We start from the raw sequence: 22,280 nt of genomic DNA, 5'->3' as shown, positions 1-22,280 counted from the left end.
GCCTGTTCGCCTGCGTGCACGCTCATTAGAATCATCGCTCAGCCCAAGGAGATACGCATGCCTTCCCTGCTTCTCGCCTCCAGCTCGCCCTACCGCCGCGAACTGCTCGCCCGCCTGCGCCTGCCATTCACCTGCAGCTCGCCCGACATCGACGAAAGCCGCCAGCCGGGCGAAGACGCTACGGCTCTGGTACAGCGTCTGGCACAGCAGAAGGCCCAGGCCCTGGCGGACCGCCACCCCGACCACCTGATCATCGGCTCGGACCAGGTCGCCGTGCTGGACGGCGAAATACTCGGCAAACCCCACGATTTCGAGCGCGCCCTGGCGCAGCTGTCTGCTGCCAGCGGCAAGAGCGTGAGCTTCCTCACGGGCCTGGCACTGCTCAATACCCGCACCGGCCAGTGTCAGATCGACTGCGTGCCCTTTACCGTGCACATGCGGCAATTGGACGCTGCCACCCTTGAACGCTACCTGCGCGCCGAACAACCCTACGACTGCGCTGGCAGCTTCAAGGCCGAAGGCCTGGGCGTCAGCCTGTTTCGCAGCACGGAAGGCAGCGATGCCACCAGCCTGGTCGGCCTGCCACTCATCCGCCTTGTGGACATGCTAATAAAGGAAGGCGTGAGCATTCCCTGAGCATGAAAAACCGACGAAAGGTCGGGTTTTTCTTCAGCGCGACAGCCCTTAACGCAAAGCAGGTCCGCTGAAGCCTGCCCACATCGCCAGACGCTCGGCCATGCTGGCTCCCAGCTTCTTGGAGAAGCGGTCGAACGGCGACTCCTGCACGGTGAAATCGACGATATCCTTGGCGCCGATCACTTCGCGGGCGACATAGCTGGAGCTGCCCAGGGCATCCACCAGACCCAGGCCGACGGCCTGCTCGCCAGTCCAGACCAGCCCCGAGAACAGCTCGGGATGCTCCTTGTCCTTGAGACGCTCGCCACGCCCCTGCTTGACGCTGGCGATGAATTGCCGATGCGTGGTGTCCAGCACCCCCTGCCAGAAGCGGGTTTCATCTTCCTTGGGCGGCTGGAAGGGATCGAGGAACGCCTTGTGCTCACCCGACGTGTAGGTACGACGATCGACGCCCAGCTTCTCCATGGCACCGACGAAGCCGAAGCCGGCTGCCGTCACACCGATGGAGCCGACCAGGCTGGCCTTGTCGGCGTAGATCTGGTCGGCTGCGCTGGCGATGTAGTAGGCACCGGAGGCACCGAGATCGGTGATCACTGCGTACACCTTGATCGCCGGCTTTTCGGCACGCAGGCGGCGAATTTCATCGTACACATAGCCCGACTGCACCGGACTGCCGCCAGGGCTGTTGATGCGCAGGATCACACCCTTGGTCTTGCTGTCTTCGAAGGCCGCACGCAGCGCACCCACGATATTGTCGGCACTGGCCGACTCCTTGTCGGCAATCATGCCCTGCACGTCGATCAACGCCGTATGCTCGGTGCCGCGCGCGGCCTTGGTCTCCGAGAGCAGCGGCGTGAACAGCAGCAGCGCGCCGAACAGGTAGGCGAAGGTCAGGAACTTGAAGAAAATCCCCCAGCGCCGCGACCGGCGCTGTTCCTGGATACTGGCCTGCAGAGTCTTTTCCAGCAGCTTCCAACTCTTGGCATCTTCCGCCGACCCACCACTCTGCGAGTCTGGCGCCTTCCATTGATCAGACATTTCTCACTCACCTCGACTGCAAGACGTTCAGGGCCTGCCCAACCAGACACCCAACTCGAAAAAGTGTTCGATGGCCAGTTGCGGACCGAACTCACGCAATGAATCCAGCGACTGCGCACCATAGCCCACCGCCACGCTGTGCATACCCGCATTGCGCGCCATCAGCAGGTCGAAGGACGAATCGCCGATCATCAGCGAGCGCTCGGCCGGCACATCGCAATGCGCCATGATTTCATGCAGCATCAGCGGGTCCGGCTTGCTGGCGGTTTCATCGGCAGCACGCGTGATGTCGAAGAACTCCCGCCAGCCGTGCGCCTCGAGCACCCGATCCAGACCACGCCGGGCCTTGCCAGTGGCCACCGCCAGGCGATAGCCCTGCTCGCGGAACGCATGGATCGACTCCAACACCCCCTCGAACAGCGGCGAGGCCACTTCATCCATGGCCATGTAGCTGTCGACATAGCGCTGACGGAACGCCAGCAGCGCATCGGGGGTGAAGTGCGGGTACAGGGTACGAATGGCTTCGGGCAGGCCCAGACCGATGATGCCCTTGATGGCCTCGTCGTCACGCACCGGCACATCGCCATTGATGGCCGCTTCGCGCATGGCCTGGACGATGCGACCAATGGAGTCGGCCAGCGTGCCGTCCCAGTCGAAGATCAGCAGATCGTAATTACGGCGCACTCAGACGCTCCACGGTCTTGGCCCACATCTCGTCGACAGGGGCCTGCAGTTCGAGTTTGCCGCCATCGGGCAGCGGCACGGTCAACATGTAGGCGTGCAGGAACAGGCGCTTGCCGCCCAGCTCGCGGATCTCGCGGGAAAAATCTTCATCGCCGTACTTGGGATCGCCAGCGATCGAATGCCCCGCATGCAGGGCATGCACACGGATCTGGTGGGTGCGCCCGGTCACCGGCCGCGCCTCGACCATCGTGGCGAAGTCACCGAAGCGGCGCAGCACCTTGAACAGCGTCAACGCCTCCTTACCTTCGTCGTTGACCTCGACCATGCGCTCGCCGGAACGCAGGTTGCTCTTGAGCAGCGGCGCGCGCACTTGCTTGCAGGATGTCGCCCAGTGGCCGCGCACCAGCGCCATGTAGCGCTTGTCGACACCGTCGCCGCGCAGGGCTTCGTGCAGATGGCGCAGCATGCTGCGCTTCTTGGCGATCATCAGCAGACCAGACGTGTCGCGGTCCAGGCGATGCACCAGCTCCAGCTCCTTGGCGTCGGGGCGCAGCTGACGGAACGCTTCGATCACGCCAAAGTTCAGGCCACTGCCACCATGCACGGCAATACCGGCCGGTTTGTTGAGCACGATGAGTGCCTTGTCCTCGTGAACGATGGCCGCTTCCAGACGCTGCAGCAGGCCCTGGGCGACCGGCACCGGCTCGTCGCGCTCGGGCACGCGCACCGGCGGAATGCGCACGATGTCGCCCGCCTGCAGCTTGTACTCCGGCTTGGCGCGCCCCTTGTTCACTCGCACTTCGCCCTTGCGCAGGATGCGGTAGACCAGCGTCTTGGGTACGCCCTTGAGGTACGTGATCAGGAAATTATCGATGCGTTGACCGGCATATTCCGGGGCAACCTCGACCAGCTGAACGCCGGGGGTTGGGGGGGTGTTAGTCGTCATGCGGCGAATCATAACAATTTTTTATGGATTTGAAGCACTTAATGATTGCTGCTATAGTCGCGAACGCCGCCAAAAGCGGACGGGCAGCGCACAAACGGTTGACAACCGGCCCTGACCCACGCAATTCACCGGGCGGGAGGCCGCCCTGCAAGGCTTTCGGTGACAACGAAGGCATCAGGAAACGTAACAAGCGCGGGTGACATGAGGCCTGAAATACGCCGGATCGCAGAGTCGAGACTCGCCTTCCAGAGCGCAGAACCCACGGCCAGTTCACAAGGTGCAGTCGCTTCCAGGTGTTTCGAGCGCAAGTCCTGCGAACCACGCCTCGAGCCATGATGCGTGCGCTTCCATGGGAAGCGCGCGGTAAATGCCAACCCGCTGCGGATTCTGCGCGCGGCAGCACCCGAATTATCAGGGATACGTGTAGGGTGGAGACGCACGACCATCGGACTGTGTAGCAACAATGCTGTTCCAGACGCCTTATCGCGTCCGCTGCCGATGACCGATTCCTCCTCCTGACAAAGCTTTTGCTGACTGGGTGCCCTTGGTCACCACAGCAAGCAGGAAACGTCGTCGCGACCCTCCAGCCCCGTTGGCCGGAGATGCTCGCTGGACACTGGTGCGCCCCTGGCGCTCCTGACGTGCTCTGACACCGACCGTGAGAAGTCGTGTGTGCCGAACGCCGTTTCCGGCAGCCCCGGAAACCGACGGTACTACATGAAAAGAATGCTGATTAACGCGACTCAACCCGAAGAGTTGCGTGTTGCACTGGTAGACGGCCAGCGCCTCTACGACCTGGACATCGAGTCCGGCGCCCGCGAGCAGAAGAAGGCCAACATCTACAAGGGCCGGATCACTCGCATCGAGCCGAGTCTGGAAGCCGCCTTCGTCGACTTCGGCTCCGAGCGTCACGGCTTCCTGCCTCTCAAGGAAATCTCCCGCGAATACTTCAAGAAGACCCCCGAAGGCCGGGTCAACATCAAGGACGTCCTGAGCGAAGGCCAGGAAGTGATCGTCCAGGTGGAGAAGGAAGAGCGCGGCAACAAGGGCGCCGCCCTGACCACCTTCATCAGCCTCGCCGGCCGCTACCTGGTGCTGATGCCCAACAACCCGCGCGCCGGCGGCATCTCTCGCCGTATCGAAGGCGAAGAGCGTAACGAGCTGCGTGAAGCCCTCAACGGCCTGATCGCACCGGCCGACATGGGCCTGATCGTGCGCACCGCCGGCCTGGGCCGCAGCAGCGAAGAAATGCAGTGGGACCTCGACTACCTGCTGCAGCTGTGGACCGCCATCAAGGAAGCGTCCCAGGACCGCGCCGCGCCATTCCTGATCTACCAGGAAAGCAACGTCATCATCCGCGCCATCCGCGACTACCTGCGCCAGGACATCGGCGAAGTGCTGATCGACAGCGTCGAGGCCCAGGAAGAAGCCCTGACCTTCATCCGCCAGGTGATGCCGCAGTACGCCAGCAAGATCAAGCTGTACGAAGACAGCGTCCCGCTGTTCAACCGCTTCCAGATCGAAAGCCAGATCGAAACCGCCTTCCAGCGCGTCGTCGAACTGCCTTCCGGCGGTTCGATCGTCATCGACCCCACCGAGGCCCTGGTGTCCATCGACATCAACTCGGCACGCGCCACCAAAGGCAGCGACATCGAAGAAACCGCCCTGCAGACCAACCTCGAAGCTGCCGAAGAGATCGCCCGCCAGCTGCGCCTGCGTGACATTGGCGGCCTGATCGTCATCGACTTCATCGACATGACCCCGGCCAAGAACCAGCGCGCCGTGGAAGAGAAAGTCCGCGAATGCCTGGAAGCCGACCGCGCCCGCGTGCAGGTCGGCCGCATCTCGCGCTTCGGCCTGCTGGAAATGTCGCGTCAGCGCCTGCGCCCTTCCCTGGGCGAGAGCAGCGGCATCGTCTGCCCACGCTGCAACGGCACCGGCATCATCCGTGACGTCGAATCCCTTTCGCTGGCCATCCTGCGCCTGATCGAGGAAGAAGCCCTCAAGGACCGCACCGCGGAAGTCCGCGCCCAGGTGCCGATCCCGGTCGCCGCCTTCCTGCTCAACGAGAAGCGCAACTCGATCACCAAGATCGAACTGCGTACCCGTGCGCGTATCGTCATCCTGCCGAACGACCACCTGGAAACGCCGCACTTCGAAGTGCAGCGCCTGCGTGACGACAACCCGGATGCCAACTCGCACAAATCCAGCTACGAAATCGCCGCAGCTGCCGCCGAAATCGAGGAAATGGCACCACAGGCCAGCGCGACCCGCACCTTGGTACGCCAGGAAGCGGCCGTGAAGACCGCCCCGGCCCGTGCCAACGCACCGGTCCCCGTGGAAGAAGCCGCCCCGGCCCCGGTCGCCCAGCCCGTTGCCGCACACGAGCCAAGCCTGTTCAAGGGCCTGGTGAAGTCGCTGGTCAGTCTGTTCGCCTCCAGCAAGCCGGAACCCGTCGCTCCGGCCGCCGCTGCCACCGAGAAGCCCGCCACCAGCGAGCGCCCGGCGCGCAACGAAGAACGCCGCAACGGTCGCCAGCAGAGCCGTGGCCGCAGCAACCGCCGCGACGAAGACCGCAAGCCCCGCGAAGAGCGCGGCGAGCGTACTCCGCGCGAGGAACGCGCACCGCGCGAAGAACGCGCCCCACGTGAAGAACGTGCACCGCGCGAAGAGCGCGCCCCACGCGAAGAACGTGCCCCGCGCGAAGAGCGTGCCCCACGCGAAGAACGCGCACCCCGCGAAGCCCGTGACGACTCCGCACCACGCGAAGAGCGCCAGCCACGTGCACCGCGCGAGCGCAAGCCACGCGAAGAGCGCGTGCGCGAGCTGCGTGAGCCTCTGGACGCCGCACCAAGCGAAGCGCCATCGCTCGACAAGCCTGACACCCGCGAAGAGCGCGCACCACGTGAAGAACGTGTAGCTCGCGAAGAGCGCACCCCACGCGAGGAACGCGCACCACGCGAAGAGCGTCAACCACGTCCACCACGTGAAGAGCGCCAGCCACGTGCCGAGCAGGCCCCTGCCGACGCTGACGAGGAAATCCTCAACGGCGAAGAGCAGGCCCATGACGATCAGCAGGAAGGAACCGATGGCGAACGTCCACGCCGCCGCTCCCGTGGCCAGCGCCGTCGCAGCAACCGTCGCGAGCGTCAGCGTGATGCCAACGGCGTGGAACTGGCCGAAGGCAGCGAAGAGACCACTGAAGGTCAAGGCGACGCCGTCGCGGCCGGCCTGGTAGTCACCGCTGCCGTAGCCGGCGGTGTGATCAGCGCCAACGCCGAAGCCGACGCCAACCGTCAGGCAGAAGCGGCGGCCGAACAGGCCGACGCCGCTCCAGCAGCGACACTCGAAGCGCCGGCTGCCAGCGAAGCTGCACCGCAGGAAGTTTCGTTCGAGGCCCCTGCTGCAGCCGTTGAAGCCCCTGCCGTGGAGGCTCCAGCGGTAGAGCGCAACGAGCCCGCCGTGGTAGCGGCCGCGCCTGCAGTCGAACTGGCCAGCGAAGCACCTGCTGCCGAGGTAGTAGCTGCCGACGACAAGCCGGCTGCCGCCTTTGTCCCGACTCCAGAGCCCGTGGCCGAACCGGCTGCAGAGCCGGTGAGCCAGCCGCAGATCGAGGCAGCTCCCGCCAGCGAGTCCGCCGAACTGAACGCACCTGTTGCGGCCAGCCCGGTCGAGGAAGCGCCAGCGGCCAAGGAAGAGCTTGTAGCCTATGCCGCACCGGCCGCCGAGCCAACCCCGGTTGCCACCCCGGTCGTGGAAGAAAAGCCAAGCCTGCCGGTCAGCAGCTCGGGCCGCGCGCCAAACGACCCACGTGAAGTGCGTCGCCGCAAGCGCGAGGAAGAAGAGCGTCGTCGCCAGCAGGCTGAGGCCGCTGCCGCAGCACCGGCCCAACAGCCGGTCGTTGAGGCGCCGGTCGTCGAAGCCCCAGCGGTCGAAGTGCCTGCTGCCGTCGAAGCACAGGTAGAAGCCCCTGTGGCCGAAACTGCGGCACCTGAGGCAGCCGAAGCTCGGAGCCCGGCAGACGCCGTGGCTGAAGCCCCGGCCGCCGAAGCAGCCGAAGCCAAGGCCGACGAGGCAGCAAGCGAAAGCAAGGCCGAGGAACACAGCCGCGAAAGCAAACCGCTGGCCTGATCCACCGCCATGAAAAAACCCCGCCTGCGCAAGCAAGCGGGGTTTTTTATTGCCTGTTGCAGCGAGCTGCTCACGCCGCTCGCCAGCACAGCGCTCAGTAGCGGTTCGGCTCCATCTCCAGAACAACCCCGAAACGTTCGAGGATATCGGCCTGGATACGTTGAGCCAGGTTCAGCAGCTCCAGGCCACTGGCCTGCCCATGATTGACCAGCACCAGCGCCTGCAATCGATGCACCCCGGCATCGCCCTCACGAAAGCCTTTCCAGCCGGCCTGCTCGATCAGCCAGCCTGCCGCCAGCTTCACCTGCCCGTCAGCCTGAGCATAGGCCACCATCTGTGGGTAGCGCTGCTTGAGCAGCTGCGCCTGCTCGGCAGGAATCACCGGGTTCTTGAAAAAGCTGCCGGCATTGGCCAGCTTGGCCGGGTCGGGCAGTTTTTCACTGCGGATCGAACAGATCGCCCGGCTCACGTCCATTGGGGTCGGCTGCTCGATGCCCTGCTCGCTCAGGCGCTGGCGCACCGGACCATATTCCAGGTGCAGCCTTGCCTCGCGCTGCAGCTGGAAACGCACCCGCAGAATGATCCATCGCCCTGGCTGCTGCTTGAACAGGCTGTCGCGGTAGCCAAAGGCACAATCGGTCAGGAAGAATTCGCGCAGCGCGCCGCTCTCACGATCCAGGGCGACCAGGCTGTGGAACACGTCCTTGATCTCGACCCCATAGGCACCGATGTTCTGCATGGGCGCAGCCCCCACCGTACCGGGAATCAGACTGAGGTTTTCCAGGCCTGCCAAGCCCTGCTCCAGACAGTGCAGCACGAACGGATGCCAGGGCTCGCCAGCCTCGGCCTCGACCACCACCTGCCCGTCCTGCTCCTCGACAACCCGGATGCCACGACTGGCCATGCGCAACACCAGGCAGTCCAGGTCGGCAGTCAGCAGCAGGTTGCTGCCACCACCGACGACCAGCACCGGCATCGCCCGCGCATGCGCCAGGCCAAGCGCCTGGCGCACGTCGTCGTCGCTGTGCGCTTCGGCGAACAGGCTGGCGCGCACATCCACAGCGAAGGTATTGAAGGGTTTCAGCGAAACCGCCGGGCGCACGTCCAGGCTCATTAACCCTCCAGCAGGCGCTTGACGCGCTCCAGATCTTCCGGAGTGTCGACGCCGGCGGGCGGTGCTTCCAGGGCATCGGCCACATGAATGCGTACGCCGTGCCACAGAGCCCGAAGCTGCTCCAGGGATTCGGTATTCTCCAGCCAGCACGGTCCCCAGGCGACGAAATCGTGCAGGAAACCAGCGCGGTAGGCGTAGATGCCGATATGGCGGCGATACGGAACGTTCACCGGCAGCACGTCACGACTGGCGGCCAGGGCATCCCGCGCCCAAGGCAGAGGTGCACGGCTGAAGGTCAGTGCCAGACCGTTGATGTCGGTCGCGACCTTGACCACATTGGGATTGAACAACGACGCCACGTCCTCGATAGGTTCGGCGAGGGTGGCGATGGCCGCCTCGGGATGAGCGGCGAGGTTGGCCGCCACCTGATCGATGATCGCCGGGGGGATCAACGGCTCATCGCCCTGCACGTTGACCACGATGGCGTCGGCGGCCAAACCCAGCTGGGTCGCCACCTCGGCGAGGCGGTCGGTGCCGGAATTGTGGTCGTCACGGGTCAACAGCACCTCGGCACCGAAGGCCTGGCAGGCTTCGACGATACGCGCATCGTCGGTCGCCACCACCACGCGCCGCGCCTGGCTCTTGCAGGCCTGCTCCCAGACATGCTGGACCATGGGCTTGCCGGCGATGCTCTTGAGCGGCTTGCCGGGAAAGCGGCTGGAGCCGAAACGCGCCGGAATCACGACGGTGAAGGCAGCGCTCATTTATCCAGGCGCTCCTCGGTGGACAAGGTGCGGGCTTCGCTTTCCAGCATCACCGGAATGCCATCGCGAATCGGGTAGGCCAGGCCGGCGCCCTTGCTGATCAGCTCCGACTTGTCGTCGCTGAGCTTGAGGGGGCCCTTGCAGATCGGGCACGCGAGGATGTCGAGCAGTTTGGTATCCATGTGGGGTCCCATCAGTGTTTAAGATGCGCCAGCCAGTCATCGAACCGGCTGACGAAGGCCTCGGAAGGTTGCGCATCCACCGCCAGGTACCACCAGTCGTCGGCCGCGAAGGCACGGCATTTCACCGCGTCCTTCTCGGTCATGACCAATGGCAGCGCCGGCGTAAAGCTCAGCGCCTGGGCATCGAACACGGCGTGGTCGGCGAAGGCATGCGCCACAGGCCGCCAGTTTAGCCCCTCGAGGGTATTGAAGAAACGCTGCGGATTACCGATGCCGGCCACCGCATGCACGGCCTGGCCGGGCGGAAAATGTTCGACGCCCACCCGCTGGCCACTGCGCAGGTTGACCAGCGCGGAGGGCCTGAGGGTGAAGGCGAAGCCATCGTTCTTGTCGGCCAGGGCGCCGTTGTAGAGCACGGCATCGACCGCCTGCAGGCGTTCGGCCGGTTCACGCAGCGGCCCGGCGGGCAGGCAACGGCGGTTGCCCAGGCCACGGGCGGCGTCGATCAGTACCAGCTCGAAATCACGCGCCAGCCGATAGTGCTGCAGGCCGTCGTCGGAAAGAATCAGGTCCAGTGGCTCGCTGTCCAGCAAGGCGCGCACGGCGCGGCTGCGGTCAGGGTCGATCATCAGCGGCACGCCGCTGCGTTGCACGATCAGCAGCGGCTCGTCGCCCGCCTCGGTGGCGCTCTGCTCGGCGCGCACCCGCCAGGGCAGGCTCGGTGGCTTGGCGCCATAGCCACGGCTGACCACCCCGACCCTCAGGCCCTGGCGGCGGCAATGCTCGATCAGCCAGAGGATCATCGGGGTCTTGCCGGTGCCACCTACGGTGATGTTACCCACCACCACGACCGGCACCGGCGCACGGTAGATGCTGCCTTCACCGGCCAGAAAGCGCGCACGCTTGCGCTCGACCACCCGACGGTACAGGCACTCCAGCGGACGCAGCAGGGTCAGTGCCGGATGCCCCTGGTACCACGCGGCAAGCAAACGGTCGGTGAGTGCCATCAATTAGCCTGGGTCGCTTCGACCGTGGTCATGCGCAAGTGACTGAAACCCAGCTTGCCCGCAGCGTCCATGGCAGTGATCACCGCCTGATGCGGGGTCTTGCCGTCGGCACTGATCGACAGCGGCAGGCTGCTGTCGCCACCCGACTCGCGCTGCAACGCTTCGACCAGGCCATCCAGGTCGTTGCGCGGCAGCAGCTGGTTGTTCACCGAGAACACGCCATCGGCATTGATGGCGATGTCCAGTTGCTTGCGCGCGGCATCATCGTTGGACGCCCCGGTGACTGACTGCGGCAGGTCGACGCGCAGCTGGGTTTCACGGGTGAAGGTGGTGGTGAGGATGAAGAACAGCAGCAGGATGAACACCACATCGATCAGGGCAACCAGGTTGATGTCGATGGTGTCGCGCGGCTTGCGGCGGCGAAACTTCACTTGCGCTTGCCCCCGGTCTTGGCCAGCGACTTGAGGTCAACCGGCGCATCGACCAGATCCACCTCACGGTCGCCCTGCACCACTTCCACCAGGCGGATGGCCTGCTGCTCCATGCCCACCACCAGCTCGTCGACACGACTCTGCAGGTAGCGATGGAAGAAGATTGCCGGGATGGCCACCATCAGCCCCGAAGCGGTACAGATCAGCGCCTTGGAGATCCCTCCGGCGAGCACCACGGCATTGCCTGTGTTACCGGCGGCGTTGAACGACGAGAAGATATCGATCATGCCCAGCACCGTACCCAGCAGGCCGAGCAGCGGCGCCATCGCGCCGATCGAGCCCAGCGCCGCCAGGTAGCGCTCCAGCTCGTGGATGACCCGCGCGGCAGCCTCTTCGATGCTTTCCTTCATGATTTCCCGGCCATGCTTGGAATTGGCCAGGCCGGCGGCGAGGATTTCACCCAAGGGCGAGTCGGCGCGCAGCTGCTTGAGTTTGTCGCTGTCGAGTTTGTTTTCCTTGATCCACTGCCAGACCTGCCCGAGCAGGTGTGGCGGCGTGATCCTGCTGGCGCGCAAGGTCCACAGCCGCTCGATGATGATGCCGGCTGCGGCGATCGAGCTCAGAATGATTGGAAGCATCATCCAGCCGCCAGATTTGACCAGTTCCCACACAGTGCCGACTCCCTCTGAAAATGTGGGGCCACTCTACCATAGGGTCGTGCCGGTTGTTCGACCCCGACCGCTCAATCTCGCCAGAAGCGACGCTCAGCACGCGCGCCAAGGGCTTCGCCGAAAGTCCCCAGGCGCAGGCTCACGGCGCCCTGCTCGCCGGTGTCATGCACGGTGATACCCAGGCTTCGGTAACGGGCCAGTACAAGCGGGTGAGGATGCCCGAAGCTGTTGTGCCGGCCGCGCGAAACCAGTGTCGCCTCAGGCATCACCCGGCGCAGCAGAGCCGCCGAAGAAGAAGTGCGGCTGCCATGATGAGGCGCCTGGAACCAGCGCGCGCGCAGCTCGAAGCCGGAATCCAGCAGCGCGCGCCCCGCTGCACCTTCGATGTCGCCGGTCAACAGCAGGCGTTCGCCGTTGGCCTCCACGCTCAGCACGCAGGATGCATCGTTGCTATGCCGGGCAGCATCCCAGCGCCAGGTCGCGAAGCGTACCCCATCCCATTCCCAGCGCTGCCCCACAACGCAGGCCTCGGCGCCTGGCAGCTCACCGGGCTCGCCCGCCAGCATCCGATCCACCGGCAAGGCGCGCTGCACGGCCGGCGCGCCACCGGCATGGTCGGCATGCGCATGGCTGACCAACAGCAGATCCAGGCGCGTGACACCGGCCTTGCGCAACACGGGCACCACCACGCGCTCGCCAATATCGAAATCCCCGGCGGCCGGGCCGGCGTCATACAGCAGGCTGTGATGCCGGGTACGGATCAGCACGGCTTGCCCCTGCCCCACGTCGAGCATCTGCACCTCGGCCTGTCCGGCGGGCAGCCGCTGTTGCGGCACGAACGCACACATCAGCACCAGCGGCCAACCCAAGGGTCGGCACGGCACTCCGGCCGGTAGCAGCAGGCACAGCACACCGGCCAGGCACAGCCACCAGGCCCACATCGGCAGGCCCGGCGGCACCCAGGCCGGCCACTGCGCAGCGAACTCGGCCAAGACCCAGAACAGCAGCTGCAAGGCGCCACCCGCCAGCCACAGCAACGCCTCCCCGAGCAAGGGCACCGGCAGCATCAGGGTGCCGAGCAACGCCAGGGGCAATACCACCAGACTCACCCAAGGCACTGCCAGCAGGTTGGCCGCCGGACCACTGAGACTGACCGGCAGCCCCAGCGCCAGCAGCGCCGGAAGCAAGCCGATTGCAATCAGCCATTGCGCACGGGTCCAGGCGCGCCACCAGGACCAGCCGCCGACTCGTCCGCCAAACGCCATGAGCAGTACGCCGACGGCGCCGAACGACAACCAGAACCCAGGTTGCAGGCTGGCCAGCGGCTCCAGCAGCAACACGCCGTTGAGCGCCACCAGCCAGGGCCAGGTCGGCCCCAGGTGACGAAAGCGCAGGCGCCACCACAGCAGCAGGCCAACCATGATGCAAGCGCGCCGCACCGGCACGTCGAAGCCGGCCAGCCAGCCGTAACCCAGCGCCGCCGTAAAGGCCAGCGCGCACGCCCAGGGCAGCCAGGGCCAGCCCGACGGCCACAGGCCCCAGCGGGCCAGCGCCGCAATCAGCAGATAGAGCGCCCCGGCCAGCAGCCCGACATGCTGCCCGGAAATCACCAGCAGGTGCACCGTGCCGGTATCCTGCAACACCTGCCAGTCGTCCCGCGACAAGCCCGAGCCGTCGCCCAGCACCAGCGCCGCCAGGGCGCCCTCCCGGCCCTGGCCGTCCACAGCCAGCAGGCGTTGCCGCAATGCCTCGCGCCAGGCGCCTGCTGCCGGAGAAAGACGCTGCCCATCGACCACCGTGCCGGTGGCACCGATGCGCTGCGCCAACAGCCAGGCAGGGTAATCGAAGGTGCCGGGGTTGAGCAGCCCGTCCGGGCGCCGTAGCTTGACTGCCAGGCGCCAGCGCTCGCCACTGCGTACCTGTGGCCCGCCGCGCCAGCTCACCCGGATGCGCTGCGGCAAGCCGACACGGCGCGACTGCACATCCTCAAGTTCGAAGCGCACCACTTCACCACGGCTGTCCGGCAGCCCGCTCACCCGGCCCTGCAGCCACAGTGTCCGGCCATCCAGGCTCGGTGCCAGGCGATCATCCAGGGCTGCCTGTGCCGAAACACAGGCCCAGGTGAAACCCAGCAACCAGAGCGCCAGCGGGTAAGTGCGATACGGCAGCAGCATCAGCGCCAGCAGTGGCATCAACAGCAACAGCCAGCCCGGCGGCAGTGCCGGCAGAAAACGCAGGCTCAGCAGCCCCAGCGCCAGCGCGACCATCCCCGTGCGCATGAGCAGTCTCCTTCCCTTGCGAAAAGGGCGAGAAGATCGATGCCGTAGCACGAGGCTTCAAGCGAGCTTTGTTACCGGTTTTGAACGGCCACGAGGACCAGGAATGAGGTGGGCCGCCGAGACTTGGCGGCCCGAGAGGCTCAGTGGCGCATGCCGCGGCCGCTGACCAGCAGGCGCACGCAGGCTATGTAGAGCACCACGGTGGCGCAGGCCATGAACGCCAGGGCGATGCTGATGCGGATATCCGACACGCCGAGGATTCCGTAGCGAAAGGCGTTGACCATATGCAGCACCGGGTTGGCCAGCGACACGGTCTGCCAGAATGGCGGCAGCAGGGTGATGGAGTAGAACACGCCCCCCAGGTAGGTCAGCGGGGTCAGCACGAAGGTCGGGATGATCGAGATGTCATCGAAGTTGCGGGCGAACACCGCGTTGACGAAGCCCAGCAGCGAGAAGATGGTCGCGGTCAGCAGTACCACCACCACGGTCACGCCCAGGTGATGCACCTGCAGATCGGTGAAGAACATCGACAGCAGCGTGACGATCAGGCCGACCATCAGGCCACGCAGCACACCGCCCAGCACATAGCCGATGAGAATGATGTGCGGCGACACCGGCGAGACCATCAGTTCTTCGATGGAGTGCTGGAACTTGGCACCGAAAAAGCTCGACACCACGTTGCCGTAGGAGTTGGTGATGATCGACATCATGATCAGCCCCGGCACGATGTACTGCATGTAGCTGAAGCCGCCCATGTCGCCGATCTGTCGACCGATCAGGTTACCGAAGATCACGAAGTACAGGACCATGGTGATCGCCGGCGGCAGCAGGGTCTGCGGCCAGATGCGCATGAAGCGCCGCACTTCGCGGTAGACGATGGTGTTCAGCGCCACCAGGTTGGGGCGCAGTTCGCCCATAGGCTTGCTCATTGGGCCACCTTCGCCAGATTCTTTTCCACCAGGGACACGAACAGCTCTTCGAGACGGTTGGCCTTGTTGCGCAGGCTCAGCACTTCAATGCCCTGCTGGGCCAGCTGGCTGAACAGCGCGGTGATGCCAACGTTCTTGTCGACCTGCACTTCCAGGGTGTGCGCATCGATCAGCCGGCCGGGGAAACCTGGCAACTGGGGCGCTTGCGTGTACGACTGCTTGAGGTCGAGCACGAAGGTTTCCACGGTCAGGGTGTTGAGCAGTTGCTTCATGCCCATGTTCTGCACGATCTCACCATGGTCGATGATGCCGATGTTGCGGCACAGCTGCTCGGCCTCCTCCAGGTAATGGGTGGTGAGAATGATGGTGATGCCTTTCTGGTTCAGCTCGGTGAGGAAGCTCCACATCGAGCGGCGCAGCTCGATGTCCACCCCGGCGGTGGGTTCGTCGAGGATCAGCAGGCGCGGCTCGTGGATCAGCGCACGAGCGATCATCAGCCGGCGCTTCATGCCGCCGGACAGCGACCGCGACGGCACGTCGCGCTTGTCCCACAGGCCCAGCTGGGTCAGGTACTTCTCCGCGCGTTCCTTGGCGATGCGCGCCGGAATGCCGTAGTAGCCCGCCTGGGTGACGACGATGTCGAAGGTCTTCTCGAACTGGTTGAAGTTGAACTCCTGCGGCACCACGCCGATGGAACGCTTGAGCGCAGCCGGCTCACGGTCCAGGTCATGACCGAAGATGTTCACCGTACCGCTGGTCTTGTTCACCAGGGTGGAGAGAATGCCGATGGTCGTGGATTTGCCGGCGCCATTGGGGCCGAGCAAGGCGAAGAAGTCGCCTTCGGCAACGTCCAGGTCGATACCCTTGAGGGCCTGGAAGCCGTTGCCGTAGGTCTTGGTGAGCTGTCGGATGGACAGGGCAGAACTCATAGCGGAAAAAGCACCCATCAGGAAGGTTCTAGGAATTGATCAGGCTGGCGCACGCGGTGGTGCGCCAGTGGACTGCGGCCATGGTGCTAGGACAGACCACCCAAGTACAGACACATTCATTAATAATAATTATCGAAATGGCGCGACGTGGGTGGCGAGCGCTTCAGGTCAGTTCGGTCATCACGGCCTTGCGGAACGCCGGGCGGGCCTTGAGGCGCTCGTACCAGGCCTGCAGATGCGGCAGTGGCGCGCGCTCGATGGGCATCTCGAACCAGGCATAGGCGAAGCAGCCCAGCGGGACGTCACCCATGCCGAACTCCGCGCCCGACAGGTAAGGCTGCTCGGCCAGCGCCGCATCAGGAAGGGCCAGCAGCCCATTGAGCACCTCGATGCCCTGGCCGATGGCCTCGGGGTCACGCTTTTCCGGTGGTGTGCGCAGCAAGCCCCAGAACACCGGGCGAAACGGACCGGCCAAGGTCGAGGTGGTCCAATCCATCCATTTGTCCCCTTGGGCGCGCAGCACAGGGTCGGCGGGATACAGCGGTGTGTCGGGCGCGTAGCGGGCCGCCAGGTAGCGCACGATGGCATTGGATTCCCAGAGCACCAGCTCGCCGTCTTCGATCATCGGCACCCGGCCGTTGGGATTCTTGGCCCGATACTCCGGCTCGTCCACCACACCGAAGGCGCCGCCAGCGTCTTCGGTCACATACGACACGCCCACTTCTTCGGCCATCCACAAGGCCTTGCGTACGTTGCTGGAATTCTTGCGGCCCCAGATCTTGAGCATTTCCCTTTCCTCCCTGTGATGACCACCGTTGGTCGGGCGACAGTCTAACCTGTAACAGTCGCAACTTACTCATGCGCTCAGGGTCACTAACCCTGATACCTGGCCGGCGCACCGGCCGCCCGTCGCCCATGGAGGATTGCATATGCTGTTGTTGTGGATTGCAGGACTGATAGTCGGCATCGCCTGGCTGGCGCACCGGCGCTTCACCCCCATGGGCACGCTGGGCATCGTCGCCCTGTATCTGCTGGCCATGGGACTGTGGAGCACGGCGCCCGGCTGGCTGCTGACGATCTTCTGGCTGCTGTGGCTGGCCGTGCTGCTGCCCCTGGCCCTGCCTGACCTGCGCCGCAAGCATTTCAGCGCACCGATGTTCAGCTGGCTGAAGAAGGTGCTGCCGCCGATGTCGGCCACCGAGCGCGATGCCATCGACGCCGGCACCGTGTGGTGGGACGGCGAGCTGTTCAGTGGCCGCCCCGACTGGAACACCCTGCTGGCCTACCCGCCCGCACAGCTGAGCGAAGAGGAACAGGCGTTTATCGACGGGCCCACCGAAGAACTCTGCGCCATGGTCAGCGACTGGCAGATCGGCCAGCAGATGGATCTGCCCGTGCAAGCCTGGGAGCACATCAAGACCCACGGTTTCTTTGCCCTGATCATTCCCAAGGAATACGGCGGCAAGGGCTTTTCGGCCTATGCCCACTCGCAGGTGGCAATGAAGCTGGCGACACGCAGTGGCGACCTGGCGTCCACCGTGATGGTGCCCAACTCCCTGGGACCTGCCGAGCTGCTGCTTCACTACGGCACCGACGAGCAGCGCAACCACTACCTGCCACGCCTGGCCAGCGGCGAAGACATTCCCTGCTTCGCCCTCACCGGCCCGCTGGCCGGCTCCGACGCCGGCGCCATGCCCGACACCGGGATCATCTGCAAAGGCCAGTGGCAAGGTGAAGAAGTCATCGGCCTGCGTCTGAACTGGGAAAAGCGCTACATCACCCTGGGGCCGGTGGCCACCCTGCTTGGCCTGGCCTTCAAAGCCTACGACCCGGACCATCTGCTGGGCGAAGACACCGACCTGGGCATCAGCCTGGCGCTGATCCCCACCGACACACCCGGCGTGAACATCGGCCGTCGTCACCTGCCACTGGGCGCCGCCTTCATGAATGGCCCGAACTCCGGCAAAGACGTCTTCGTGCCACTGGACTTCCTGATCGGCGGCCAGGCCATGCTCGGCAAGGGCTGGATGATGCTGATGAACTGCCTGTCGGTAGGCCGCTCCATCTCGCTGCCGGCGGTGGGCACCGGTGCTGCCAAGTTCACCAGCCTGGTCACCGGCCAGTACGCCCAGGTGCGCGAACAGTTCAACGTGCCGCTGTCGGCCTTCGAAGGTATCCAGGAAGCCCTGGCGCGCATCGGCGGCAATGCCTGGCTGATGGACAGCGCACGGATCCTCACTGCCAATGCCGTGGACCTCGGCGAAAAGCCTTCGGTGCTCTCGGCGATCCTCAAGTACCACCTGACCGAGCGCGGCCGCGAGTGCATCGCCCACGCCATGGACGTCCATGGCGGCAAGGGCATCGTCATGGGCCCCAACAACTACCTGGCGCGCAGCTGGCAGACCGCACCGATCTTCATCACCGTCGAGGGCGCCAACATCCTCTCGCGCAACCTGATGATCTTCGGCCAGGGCGCGATCCGTTGCCATCCATTCGTACTCAAGGAAATGGCCCTGGCCGCCCGCGAGGACCACGACCGCGCGCTGTACGAGTTCGACGACCTGCTGATGCGCCACATCGGTTTTGCCGTCGGCAATGCCGCCAGCACCCTGGTCCTCAACCTTGGCCTGGGCCGCCTGGACAAGCATCCGGGCGACAGCCTCAGCCAGGGCTATTTCCGCGCCCTGGACCGCCAGGCAGCAGCGTTCGCCCTGCTGGCCGACCTGAGCATGATGATGCTGGGCGGCGAGCTGAAGCGCCGCGAGCGCTTGTCTGCACGTCTGGGTGATGTGCTCAGCTACCTGTACCTGGGTTCCGCAGCGCTCAAGCGCTACCACGACCTGGGCTCGCCGGGTTACTTGCGCCCGCTGCTGCGCTGGGCCATGGAAGAAAGCCTGGGCCAGGCCGAACGTGCGCTGGACGAGCTGCTGCGCAACTTCCCCAACAAACTCATGGGCGCGCTGTTGCGCGTCGTGGTGTTCCCCCTGGGGCGCCGGCACAAGGGACCTTCGGATGCGCTGGATGCCGAGATCGCCCAACTGCTCGGTCGCGCCAAGGGCGATGCGGCGCTGGAGCAGCTGCTTGCCGGCTGCTTCCGCCCTCAGGATGCCGAAGACCCGGTAGGCGCCCTGCAGCATGCCTATGATCAGCTGCAGGCCAGCCATCCTGTGCGACGCAAACTGCAACAGGCGCACAAGAATGGCCAGTTGCAGGTAGAGGCCGGCGAGTCGGCCAGCGATGCCGCGTTGCGCGTCGGCGTGCTGCAACCCGCCGAGCTGCAGGCCCTGGAGCAGGCTGAACAGGCACGCCGCAAGGTCATCGACGTCGACGACTTCGACAAGGAGCAACTGAGCCTGGCACCGGGCAAGACCCGCTAGTCCAAGGCAACACCCACAACAGGCGCGCAGGGCTTTATACTCTCGCGCCTTTTTCGCTTATGAGGACTTCACCATGGCCGATGCCATTCTCGACCATCACCTGGGTCTGCTGACCCACCTGCGCAGCATCCTGGTCGCGCTGGGCGAGGCCGAACAGGTGGACGAGGCCAACCATGCGCTGTTCATGGAGCGCTTCGACGAGCTGATCGAGCAGTTGCCCAAAGACCCGCTGGAAAGTCAGTACCTGGGCCAGGACATCCTCTGCCAGGTGATCCAGCGTTATCCGCAGATCGCCCATCTGGTCCCACGCGACCTGCTGTGGTTCTTCGGCGGCGACTGCCTGCACTTCATGCCGGACGAGGAAATCGACCTGTACCAGGCGCTGGAAGAGCGCCGCTACGAAGCCGAGCAGAACGACGAGCCCTTCGACTGGGTTCAGGAGAAACAGCTGCTGGCACTGAGCACCCAGGGTCCGGCCAACTGACGAGCCGGGCGCGGTGAGGCCGCTTGACGGCCGCAGGCCAGTGCATAAGCGGCTTCAGCCGCGAAAAGGCACTGACGCGTCACGCAGCCTGATCGCGGCTAAGGCCAATACCTTTCGGTTAAGCGCCAGGAAACCGTCTGTTGTGAACAGGCGGCCGCTTCGCGGCTGAAGCCGCGCCTACCCGGTCTAACTGACCAGTATTGCGGCTAAGGCCGCTACTGCTCGGCTGGACGCAATCCGGGCCCAGTGATCATTCCAGGCTCGACAGCAGGTCCTCGGCCATTTTCCGATGCGCCTCGTCGGCACCGTCCAATACCTCCTGCAACAGCAGCCGGGCACCGTCGATATCGCCCTCGTCGATCATCAACTGCGCCTGGTTGATCTGCGTCAGCGGCTCTTCGTCCAGCTCCAGCAGGTCGAACTCCATGCCTTCATCGTCAGCGAAGCTGTCGAGGAACGCTTCGTCCAGCGCCTCGTTATCGACCACCGGCTCAGCCAGTTCAATGGCCTCGACCTGCATGTCCGGCACCTCGCCAAGATCACCCAGACCGTCGAGCAGATCGACCCCGGAAACGGAGAATGCCGTGTCGAGGCCGGAAGGTTCGACCGGCTCGATCAGTTCGATGGACTCTTCTGCCTCGTCTTCCGGCAGTGACAAGTCGCTGAGGAACTGTTCGTCCTGCAGCTCGAAGACCTCAGGCAGTTCGGTCAGGTTGGAGGCGAAATTCGGGTCGGCGGCGGCTGCGGGCGGGACCTCGGCCTTGCTGACGGGCACCGGCTTGTCGAACGGGTCGACTAGGTCCCAGTCCGCATCCAGCGATAGCTCGTCGAGATTGAGCTGAAAGGCGTCTTCATGTTCGGGATTGAGCGCAGCGGCAGCGGTTTCATCCAGTTGCGCGGGTTCGGCGGGAACGCTTGCCGGGCTGGGCTGAGGCTCGCTTGCAGCCGCGCCAGCCAACCCGGCACCGGCCACGATGCCCGCTGCAGCGGCCACCGCGGGGGCAGCGCCGGAGTGTGCGGCCTTTTCCAGTTGCGGATGACGGGCCCGGATCGCCTGAATACGCTCGGCGCTCATACCCTGGCCCAGCGCGGCGCTCTCCTCGGCCGCGAAGCCCTGGGCATCACCCTGGTCGGCCAGCAGTTCGAGAATGCGCTCGCGGATGTCTTCACGCTCCGGCTGCTTGTGCGAGGCATCGCGCAGGATGGCCAGTGCCTCGTTGAAGCGCCCGTATGCGATATAGATGCTGACACCGTCCAGCGCGTCGGGCGCAGTGCCCGCCGGGCGTTGCGCCGCAGGGGCCTTGCTCAAGGTGGTTGCGCTGGCTGGCGTCGGAACAGGCGACGAGGCCGCTGGCGCCGCCGCCACCGGGGACACCACGGCGGGCACTTCATACACTGGCAGGGTGATCGGCTGCGCCGGTTTGAGCAGCGGTTCCTCGCGTTCAGCGGGTTCGACCTCGGCCTGCTGGCGACGCTGGCGCATGCGCAGCACCAGCAGCACTGCCAGCAGCACGACGGCGGCGGCAATCAGCAAGGGCAGGCTGAACCAGGAACTCTCCTCGCTGGACGCCACCGGCGCCGGCGCCGCAGCAGCCACAGGCGCTGCCGCCGGTGCCGGTGCGGTCGTCGCCGCGGGCACTGGAGGCTTGCCAGCATCGCGCAGTTCGGTGAGTTGAGCGCGCAGCTCGGTCACGGCCTTGTCGCGCTCGAACAATTGCTCCTGCAGGCTGCGATTGAGCGTCTTGAGATCGTCGAGTTGCTGCGTCTCGATGGCGGCGGCCGCCAGTTGCACGGCCTTTTGCGCCTCGGCCTCGGCTGCCGCCGCTGCCTCGCTGGCGGCGGGTTCAGGTGGCTGTACGGCCGGTGGCTGCGCCGCATCGGGAAGCAGCAGGTTCTGACCGGCACGCAGCGCACTGCCCGGTCCCTTGGGAAAGGCCAGCGGGTTGAGCGCCTGAATGGCCTCGGCCACCTGCGCCGCCGAGCCTCTTTCCCCCGGTCCCTGGACGCGCCTGGCGATACTGGCCAGGGTGTCGCCCGCCACCACGGTGTAGTGCTTGCCCTGCACCGCCATCGGCGGCGCGACCGGCATGCGCGACTCCACGGCGGCGGCCTGTTGCTGGCGCTGGGTGCGACCACGGGTCGCCGCCTGCCCTTCTGGCGAGGTCGCGGGGTCAAGCAGCACGGTGTATTCGTGGAGCAGATCGCCGTTGGGGCGCGACACCTGCACCAGGAAGCTCAGGTAGGGCTCGACCACCGGTTTGTTCGACACCACTTCGATATAGCCGGTATTGCCGCGAATCACCGGGGTAAAGCGCAGGTCGTTCAGAAAGAAGGCGCGTTCCACACCAGCCTTGGCGAAGGCCTCCGGCGAAGCCAGCTTGACGATGATGTCTTCCGGGTCCAGCCCGGCGGTTTCGACCAGCTCGATCTGCGCGTCCAGCGGCTGGTTGAGCGCCGAATTCAGGCGGATATCGCCCAGGCCAAGGGCCAAGGCCAGCCCCGACCAGCCCAGCGAGCCGATCCCGATGGCGCTGGCAAGCGCCGTGAACCGCACACCGGCCCTGAACCTGCTGCCGGCGACCCGAACTCTTTTCAGCATGCGACCCCTTAAGAAAACCGTTCCTGGCTTTCCACACCCGGTAATGAAACGACAGTATGCGTGAGAACCTGGGGCCATG

At 65.2% G+C, this 22,280-nt stretch carries 18 protein-coding genes; 4 read left to right on the top strand and 14 right to left on the bottom strand.

Annotation, left to right across the window (positions count from 1 at the left end; translation table 11 throughout):
- Nucleotides 1–57 precede the first annotated feature (57 nt).
- The gene (locus tag RRX38_RS24070; protein ID WP_315960955.1) at nucleotides 58–636 is read left to right on the top strand and encodes a nucleoside triphosphate pyrophosphatase; all 579 of its coding nucleotides are present in this window, start codon (nucleotides 58–60) and stop codon (nucleotides 634–636) included.
- A gap of 48 nt (nucleotides 637–684) precedes the next feature.
- On the opposite strand, the gene RRX38_RS24065 is transcribed toward RRX38_RS24070, so the two are convergent.
- The 3 genes from RRX38_RS24065 to rluC are packed head-to-tail and all read right to left on the bottom strand — an operon-like array spanning nucleotide 685 to nucleotide 3,304.
- Nucleotides 685–1,674, bottom strand: a complete 990-nt coding sequence (locus RRX38_RS24065) for a S49 family peptidase (protein WP_315960954.1) — start codon at nucleotides 1,672–1,674, stop codon at nucleotides 685–687.
- Between the two features lie 27 nt (nucleotides 1,675–1,701).
- On the bottom strand, nucleotides 1,702–2,358 hold the full coding sequence (locus tag RRX38_RS24060) for an HAD-IA family hydrolase (protein ID WP_315960953.1): 657 nt from the start codon (nucleotides 2,356–2,358) through the stop codon (nucleotides 1,702–1,704).
- A complete protein-coding gene (gene rluC / locus RRX38_RS24055) occupies nucleotides 2,348–3,304 on the bottom strand; it encodes a 23S rRNA pseudouridine(955/2504/2580) synthase RluC (RefSeq protein WP_315960952.1) in 957 nt (318 codons plus the stop codon). Before rluC ends, RRX38_RS24060 begins: the two co-directional genes overlap by 11 nt.
- A gap of 717 nt (nucleotides 3,305–4,021) precedes the next feature.
- On the opposite strand from rluC, the gene rne reads away from it, so the two are divergent.
- Nucleotides 4,022–7,435: a ribonuclease E gene (gene rne / locus RRX38_RS24050; RefSeq protein ID WP_410524852.1), complete on the top strand. Its 3,414-nt coding sequence runs from the start codon at nucleotides 4,022–4,024 to the stop codon at nucleotides 7,433–7,435.
- 94 nt (nucleotides 7,436–7,529) lie between these two features.
- On the opposite strand, the gene murB is transcribed toward rne, so the two are convergent.
- From murB to RRX38_RS24000, 10 genes are all read right to left on the bottom strand, one after another.
- Nucleotides 7,530–8,549 (bottom strand): UDP-N-acetylmuramate dehydrogenase, encoded by a 1,020-nt coding sequence (murB, locus tag RRX38_RS24045; protein WP_315960950.1) that lies wholly within the window; start codon nucleotides 8,547–8,549, stop codon nucleotides 7,530–7,532.
- Nucleotides 8,549–9,313 carry a 3-deoxy-manno-octulosonate cytidylyltransferase gene (gene kdsB / locus RRX38_RS24040; RefSeq protein ID WP_315960949.1) on the bottom strand — a complete coding sequence of 255 codons (765 nt, stop codon included), beginning with the start codon at nucleotides 9,311–9,313 and terminating at the stop codon, nucleotides 8,549–8,551. The genes murB and kdsB overlap by 1 nt, the downstream gene beginning before the upstream one ends.
- Nucleotides 9,310–9,495 carry a Trm112 family protein gene (locus RRX38_RS24035; protein ID WP_295474456.1) on the bottom strand — a complete coding sequence of 62 codons (186 nt, stop codon included), beginning with the start codon at nucleotides 9,493–9,495 and terminating at the stop codon, nucleotides 9,310–9,312. Before RRX38_RS24035 ends, kdsB begins: the two co-directional genes overlap by 4 nt.
- An 11-nt stretch (nucleotides 9,496–9,506) precedes the next feature.
- A complete protein-coding gene (gene lpxK / locus RRX38_RS24030) occupies nucleotides 9,507–10,502 on the bottom strand; it encodes a tetraacyldisaccharide 4'-kinase (protein ID WP_315960948.1) in 996 nt (331 codons plus the stop codon).
- Nucleotides 10,502–10,933 (bottom strand): ExbD/TolR family protein, encoded by a 432-nt coding sequence (locus RRX38_RS24025; RefSeq protein WP_295474463.1) that lies wholly within the window; start codon nucleotides 10,931–10,933, stop codon nucleotides 10,502–10,504. Before RRX38_RS24025 ends, lpxK begins: the two co-directional genes overlap by 1 nt.
- Nucleotides 10,930–11,604: a MotA/TolQ/ExbB proton channel family protein gene (locus RRX38_RS24020; RefSeq protein WP_295474466.1), complete on the bottom strand. Its 675-nt coding sequence runs from the start codon at nucleotides 11,602–11,604 to the stop codon at nucleotides 10,930–10,932. Before RRX38_RS24020 ends, RRX38_RS24025 begins: the two co-directional genes overlap by 4 nt.
- A gap of 71 nt (nucleotides 11,605–11,675) precedes the next feature.
- Nucleotides 11,676–13,883: a DNA internalization-related competence protein ComEC/Rec2 gene (locus RRX38_RS24015; protein ID WP_315960947.1), complete on the bottom strand. Its 2,208-nt coding sequence runs from the start codon at nucleotides 13,881–13,883 to the stop codon at nucleotides 11,676–11,678.
- Nucleotides 13,884–14,023: 140 nt separating this feature from the next.
- Nucleotides 14,024–14,812, bottom strand: coding sequence for an ABC transporter permease (locus tag RRX38_RS24010; RefSeq protein WP_295474472.1), 789 nt, complete (start codon nucleotides 14,810–14,812; stop codon nucleotides 14,024–14,026).
- Nucleotides 14,809–15,741 carry an ABC transporter ATP-binding protein gene (locus tag RRX38_RS24005; RefSeq protein ID WP_295474474.1) on the bottom strand — a complete coding sequence of 311 codons (933 nt, stop codon included), beginning with the start codon at nucleotides 15,739–15,741 and terminating at the stop codon, nucleotides 14,809–14,811. Before RRX38_RS24005 ends, RRX38_RS24010 begins: the two co-directional genes overlap by 4 nt.
- A gap of 163 nt (nucleotides 15,742–15,904) precedes the next feature.
- A complete protein-coding gene (locus RRX38_RS24000) occupies nucleotides 15,905–16,528 on the bottom strand; it encodes a glutathione S-transferase (protein ID WP_315960946.1) in 624 nt (207 codons plus the stop codon).
- Nucleotides 16,529–16,670: 142 nt separating this feature from the next.
- On the opposite strand from RRX38_RS24000, the gene RRX38_RS23995 reads away from it, so the two are divergent.
- Nucleotides 16,671–19,118 (top strand): acyl-CoA dehydrogenase, encoded by a 2,448-nt coding sequence (locus RRX38_RS23995; RefSeq protein ID WP_315960945.1) that lies wholly within the window; start codon nucleotides 16,671–16,673, stop codon nucleotides 19,116–19,118.
- A 73-nt stretch (nucleotides 19,119–19,191) separates the two neighbouring features.
- The gene (locus RRX38_RS23990) at nucleotides 19,192–19,602 is read left to right on the top strand and encodes a PA2817 family protein (protein WP_295474483.1); all 411 of its coding nucleotides are present in this window, start codon (nucleotides 19,192–19,194) and stop codon (nucleotides 19,600–19,602) included.
- A 250-nt stretch (nucleotides 19,603–19,852) separates the two neighbouring features.
- Here RRX38_RS23990 and RRX38_RS23985 read toward each other — a convergent pair whose 3' ends face one another.
- The gene (locus tag RRX38_RS23985; RefSeq protein ID WP_315960944.1) at nucleotides 19,853–22,201 is read right to left on the bottom strand and encodes a FimV/HubP family polar landmark protein; all 2,349 of its coding nucleotides are present in this window, start codon (nucleotides 22,199–22,201) and stop codon (nucleotides 19,853–19,855) included.
- Nucleotides 22,202–22,280: the final 79 nt, after the last annotated feature.

It is taken from the genome of Pseudomonas sp. DTU_2021_1001937_2_SI_NGA_ILE_001 (assembly GCF_032463525.1).
GTDB lineage: Bacteria > Pseudomonadota > Gammaproteobacteria > Pseudomonadales > Pseudomonadaceae > Aquipseudomonas.
The sequence above is the reverse complement of the archived record's forward strand: the minus strand, read 5'-3'. Positions and strand labels throughout refer to the sequence as shown.

Bases quoted from the DNA above. Each gene is read 5' to 3' on its own strand.
- rne (WP_410524852.1), top strand. From the start codon at position 4,022: ATGAAAAGAATGCTGATTAACGCGACTCAACCCGAAGAGTTGCGTGTT.
- lpxK (WP_315960948.1), bottom strand. From the start codon at position 10,502: ATGGCACTCACCGACCGTTTGCTTGCCGCGTGGTACCAGGGGCATCCG.
- RRX38_RS24070 (WP_315960955.1), top strand. From the start codon at position 58: ATGCCTTCCCTGCTTCTCGCCTCCAGCTCGCCCTACCGCCGCGAACTG.
- RRX38_RS23995 (WP_315960945.1), top strand. From the start codon at position 16,671: ATGCTGTTGTTGTGGATTGCAGGACTGATAGTCGGCATCGCCTGGCTG.
- RRX38_RS24065 (WP_315960954.1), bottom strand. From the start codon at position 1,674: ATGTCTGATCAATGGAAGGCGCCAGACTCGCAGAGTGGTGGGTCGGCG.
- murB (WP_315960950.1), bottom strand. From the start codon at position 8,549: ATGAGCCTGGACGTGCGCCCGGCGGTTTCGCTGAAACCCTTCAATACC.
- RRX38_RS24015 (WP_315960947.1), bottom strand. From the start codon at position 13,883: ATGCGCACGGGGATGGTCGCGCTGGCGCTGGGGCTGCTGAGCCTGCGT.
- RRX38_RS23985 (WP_315960944.1), bottom strand. From the start codon at position 22,201: ATGCTGAAAAGAGTTCGGGTCGCCGGCAGCAGGTTCAGGGCCGGTGTG.
- rluC (WP_315960952.1), bottom strand. From the start codon at position 3,304: ATGACGACTAACACCCCCCCAACCCCCGGCGTTCAGCTGGTCGAGGTT.
- RRX38_RS24005 (WP_295474474.1), bottom strand. From the start codon at position 15,741: ATGAGTTCTGCCCTGTCCATCCGACAGCTCACCAAGACCTACGGCAAC.
- RRX38_RS24035 (WP_295474456.1), bottom strand. From the start codon at position 9,495: ATGGATACCAAACTGCTCGACATCCTCGCGTGCCCGATCTGCAAGGGC.
- RRX38_RS23990 (WP_295474483.1), top strand. From the start codon at position 19,192: ATGGCCGATGCCATTCTCGACCATCACCTGGGTCTGCTGACCCACCTG.
- RRX38_RS24010 (WP_295474472.1), bottom strand. From the start codon at position 14,812: ATGAGCAAGCCTATGGGCGAACTGCGCCCCAACCTGGTGGCGCTGAAC.
- kdsB (WP_315960949.1), bottom strand. From the start codon at position 9,313: ATGAGCGCTGCCTTCACCGTCGTGATTCCGGCGCGTTTCGGCTCCAGC.
- RRX38_RS24000 (WP_315960946.1), bottom strand. From the start codon at position 16,528: ATGCTCAAGATCTGGGGCCGCAAGAATTCCAGCAACGTACGCAAGGCC.